General features: G+C 66.8%; 4 protein-coding genes. 2 read left to right on the top strand and 2 right to left on the bottom strand.

Annotation, left to right across the window (positions count from 1 at the left end; genetic code table 11):
- Positions 1–139: 139 nt before the first annotated feature.
- Positions 140–1,504 (bottom strand): cystathionine beta-synthase, encoded by a 1,365-nt coding sequence (locus ELR45_RS20165; RefSeq protein WP_129667951.1) that lies wholly within the window; start codon positions 1,502–1,504, stop codon positions 140–142.
- Between the two features lie 146 nt (positions 1,505–1,650).
- Between ELR45_RS20165 and ELR45_RS20160 the strand changes: the two genes are divergently transcribed.
- Together ELR45_RS20160 and ELR45_RS20155 are read left to right on the top strand one after the other, a co-directional pair.
- Positions 1,651–2,757, top strand: a complete 1,107-nt coding sequence (locus ELR45_RS20160) for an SGNH/GDSL hydrolase family protein (RefSeq protein WP_129667950.1) — start codon at positions 1,651–1,653, stop codon at positions 2,755–2,757.
- Between the two features lie 164 nt (positions 2,758–2,921).
- Positions 2,922–3,152 carry a DUF4287 domain-containing protein gene (locus tag ELR45_RS20155; protein ID WP_129667949.1) on the top strand — a complete coding sequence of 77 codons (231 nt, stop codon included), beginning with the start codon at positions 2,922–2,924 and terminating at the stop codon, positions 3,150–3,152.
- Between the two features lie 229 nt (positions 3,153–3,381).
- Here ELR45_RS20155 and ELR45_RS20150 read toward each other — a convergent pair whose 3' ends face one another.
- Entirely contained in the window at positions 3,382–4,188 is an 807-nt protein-coding gene (locus ELR45_RS20150; RefSeq protein ID WP_129667948.1) for a Bax inhibitor-1/YccA family protein, read from the bottom strand.
- Positions 4,189–4,402 lie beyond the last annotated feature (214 nt).

The following is a 4,402-nucleotide window of genomic DNA, read 5'->3' as shown; positions in this document are numbered from 1 at the left end:
CCTCCTCACTCGGATCGAGCGACACCAGCAAAACAACGATCTCGCACTGGCCGCCTGATCCCCGACGAACTTACAACGGCGACCACTAAGCGTTCGATCTCATAGTTGACGGCCGCGCACATGCCCGACGCGGAGCAGGTCAACCAGCGATGTGGCCGAGCAAGTCCGCACGCGTCATGACCCCGGCAGGTTTGCCGTCCTCGACCACCATCAGGGCATCCGTGGACTTGAGCTGTTCGAACGCCTTCGCCACCGGCTCGCCGGAACCGAGTACCGGGAGCGGCGGAGACATGTGCTGGTCGACCCGGTCGGTCAGTGTCGCGGCACCCGTGAACAGCGCATCCATCAGGTCACGTTCGACCACGGCGCCTGCCACCTCCGCCGCCATGACCGGAGGCTCGGCGCGCACCACCGGCATCTGTGACACGCCGTACTCACGAAGGATTCCGACTGCGTCGGCGACCGTCTCGTTGGGATGCGTGTGCACCAGTGCGGGCATGTCGCCGGACTTGTTCCGGATGACGTCCCCCACGGTGATGCCCTCCGCCGGGGGCAAGAACCCGTAGGACATCATCCAGCTGTCGTCGAAGATCTTCGACATGTAGCCACGGCCGCTATCCGGAAGCAGTGTCACCACGACGTCGTCCGGCGTAGCGTTGCGGGCGACGTCCAGCGCGCCCTCAACCGCCATCCCACACGACCCGCCGACCAGCAGGCCCTCTTCGCGGGCAAGGCGGCGGGTGCAGGCGAACGAGGCGTAATCGGAGACGGCGACGATCTCGTCGCAGATATCGCGGTCATATGTCGACGGCCAGAAGTCCTCACCGACACCCTCGACGAGGTACGGCCGGCCGCTGCCTCCTGAGTACACCGAGCCTTCCGGGTCGACCCCGATCACGCGCACCTTGCCACCGGATACCTCCTTCAGGTACCGCCCGGTCCCGCTGACCGTGCCACCGGTCCCGACGCCGGCGACGAAGTGGGTGATCCTTCCTTCAGTCTGCTCCCAGAGCTCGGGCCCGGTGGTCTCGTAGTGCGATTGAGGATTCGCCAGGTTGGAGTACTGATCCGGCTTCCACGCACCAGGGATCTCCTTGACCAGCCGGTCCGAGACGGAGTAATAGGAGTCGGGGTGGTCAGGCGGGATCGCTGTCGGGCAGACCACGACCTCGGCGCCGTAAGCCTTGAGCACGTTCCGTTTGTCCTCGCTGACCTTGTCCGGGCAGACGAAGACGCACTTGTAGCCGCGGCGCTGCGCGATCAGTGCCAACCCCACCCCCGTGTTACCGCTGGTCGGCTCGACGATGGTGCCGCCCGGGCCGATCTGCCCGGCTTCTTCGGCCGCATCGACCATCCGTCGGGCGATGCGATCTTTGACCGAACCACCCGGGTTGAAGTACTCGACTTTCGCGAGCACCAGAGCCGGAACGTCCGCGGCGACGGTCCCGAGCCGCACGAGCGGGGTATTGCCGATGAGGTCGACGACGTTCTCGTAGTACTCCACGATCCGACTCTACGGCTAAGCGCCGCCCTCGTGCGCATCGAATCGCCGCCCCTGATCGGGCCAGGCGTCACAACCATGCGGACCGAGTGTGATCCACTCGATGGACCGTGGGTGCAGTTGTCAGTGTGCCGAGCTAGATTTGCTGCATGGCGGGCCTGATCAACGCACACAACGCACGACGTATCGCACGGGCCGCCGCATACGGCGGCGGCGTCAGTCTTCTCAGCGCCTCTTTCTACGGTCTGCTACGGCTCCAGGCGCGGGTCGCACGGCGGACCATCACCGGAGTCCCGCTGAGCGGCCCTCCGAACCCGGATGCGGTCTACGGCTCTTACCAGGGCCAGCCGATCTCTTTCGTCGTGATGGGTGACTCCTGTGCGGCAGGGTACGGCGCGCCGACGCCGGAGGAGACGCCGGGCGCGCTGGCCGCATCAGGGCTGGCCGAGATCGCCGAGCGGCCGGTCCAGCTCACCACCGTGGCCAGGGTCGGCGCGCGCAGCGCTGATCTTGCCGACCAAGTGGACAAGGCGCTCATCACCAACCCCTCCGTCGCGCTGATCATCGTCGGCGGCAACGACGTCACCAACAAGGTGCCGCCGGCCGAGCCTGTGCGCATGTTGATCGAGGCCGTCCGCCGCCTCGGGGAGGCCGGCTGCGAGGTGGTCGTCGGCACCTGCCCGGATCTCGGGACGATCAAACCCATCCAGCCGCCGCTGCGCTGGCTGGCACGTCGATCGAGCCGCCACCTCGCCGCCGCCCAGACCGTGGCCGTGGTCGAGGCCGGAGGCCGCACGGTCTCCCTCGGGTCCATACTCGGACCCGAGTTCGCGGCGTCACCGGCGGAGCTGTTCAGCGATGACCAGTTCCATCCTTCGTCTGCCGGGTACGCTCACGCCGCCGCCGCGGTCCTGCCGTCGTTGGCCGGCGCCCTCGGCCTGTGGTCCGCCGACGAGGAAGCGCCAGAGCCGCTGCGAGGCGACAGCGTCCTGCCGGTTTCCGTCGCCGCCGCCACAGCCGCGAATGAGGCGGGGACGGAGGTCGCCGCGGCCACCGTCGGCGGGCACGACAGTGGTCCGCGGGGGCGGTGGGCGCAGCTGCGCAACCGCCGTCGCCGGCCGCTCAACGACGAAGCCACACCGGCCGAGCCGGCCGCCGATGCCCAGTCATCCGGCGACAGCCACGCGAGGACCGGCAGCCAGATCGCCGGCCGCAACTCCAGCTCCGACGATCACCAGGGTGCAGCCTCACGGTGACCCCACGCCCGTGAGGGATACGGGCCTGTTCGGCAACTCGGCACGCTTCGCTGCGCGGGCAGTGCGTGCTTCTCCTGGAAAGGATCAAGTGAACGGGGTTGTGCGGGCCGCGGGCGTGAGGCACAGTCGTGTTACGGAGCCCTCACGAGAAGATGGAGGCCGCCATGAGCCTGAACCACTCCGAAGAAACCCATCGAAACCTTCTCGCCCGCGTGCCCAGCGCGACCGGACGAGAGCTGCGAGAATGGTTCACGGCACTTGAAGATGGTCCTTCGTTCCTCCGCTTCGATGATCGGGTGAGGTGGCTACGCAACGAGCATGGGCTCGCGCACGGCCACGCCACCGCCATCGTGCACGAGCACGCCCTGCGCCGGGCCGCTCGCTCCTTCGAATAGCCGGCCGATCGGCCACCTGAGTTCCACAGGCGCCACAGCCTCGCTGACGCACGCCCCGATGTTGCGCCAATGGGCGCGGCAGGACAGCGTCACCACCTTCGGCGGGTGAACATAGCGACGGGCGGCGTTCCCGAATTCTCGGGGACGCCGCCCGTCGTCTGTGCAGATGGGAGAAGCGTCGATCGGCGCCTCCCAGAACCAGACTCTGGGCGACGCCGATCGCTGCGGACTATTCGCCTCGGAGGATAGCCAGCAGACGGAGCATCTCGATGTACAGCCAGACCAGCGTAACGGTGAGTCCGAACGCCGCGGTCCACGCGTACTTCGACGGGATGCCCTGCTTGACACCCTTCTCGACGAAGTCGAAGTCGAGAATCAACATGACTGCCGCCAAGCCGACCGCGAACAGGCCGATCAGGACCCCGAACCAGCCGTCCCGGAAGCCGAACGTGCCATCGGCCAGGCCGAACATCTGGGCGAACAAGTTGATGATGACGAACACCATGTAGCCACCGAGGGCCATCATGGCGCCCCGCTGGAACTTCGGTGTCACCCGTACCCGGCCGCTGCGGTAAAGGAACAGCGACACCGCGAAGACCGACACGGTAGCCAGCACCGCCTGGGCGACGATGCCCGTCAGCGGCGTGTCTCCTGCCTGGAAAGCGACATTCTCGAACTGGAAGCTGATTCCGCCGAGGAACGTCCCCATGAACGCGGCGTAGGCAAGGATCAGCGGCGGGCTGGGCTCCTTCTTGAACGCGTTGACGAGCCCCAGAACGAGTCCGACGATGAAGCCGATGAAGGTCAGCTGCGTCTGCCACCAGCCCACAGCGGCGCCGATGAGCAGCACACCGAGCGTGGCGCCGGTACGCATCACCACGTCGTCGTAGGTCATCCGCCCCGTCTGGGCCGGCGAGGCCGACGGCGCGGCGTACATCTCTTCCAGCCGCTCCGTGCTCGGAGCGGGAGCGTTGTGGACAGCCGACCGCCCGTTGAAGGCCGCCGCCCGCCCGAACACCGGGTTACTACTCTGCATCGCACTCCTCCAACGCCCGTCTAAGGGCACCTCATGTGTCCGTTTCTACTGTACAGACAGTGGTTACTGTTTCCCCAGCCGCCCTACACATCTGTATGAATCCTCTACGGCCCCGCACAATTCCTCATGATCTTCGATCAGCTGGTCATGGCGAGGAGCCACCGCCATGTCCTGTGGACCCAGGGTTGCCTCTCGCGGCCTCCAACTTCGACCG

The organism is Phytoactinopolyspora endophytica (assembly GCF_004138495.1).
Classification (GTDB): Bacteria; Actinomycetota; Actinomycetes; order Jiangellales; family Jiangellaceae; genus Phytoactinopolyspora; species Phytoactinopolyspora endophytica.
Note: the sequence above shows the minus strand (reverse complement) of the source record. Positions and strands in the feature narration are given on the sequence as shown.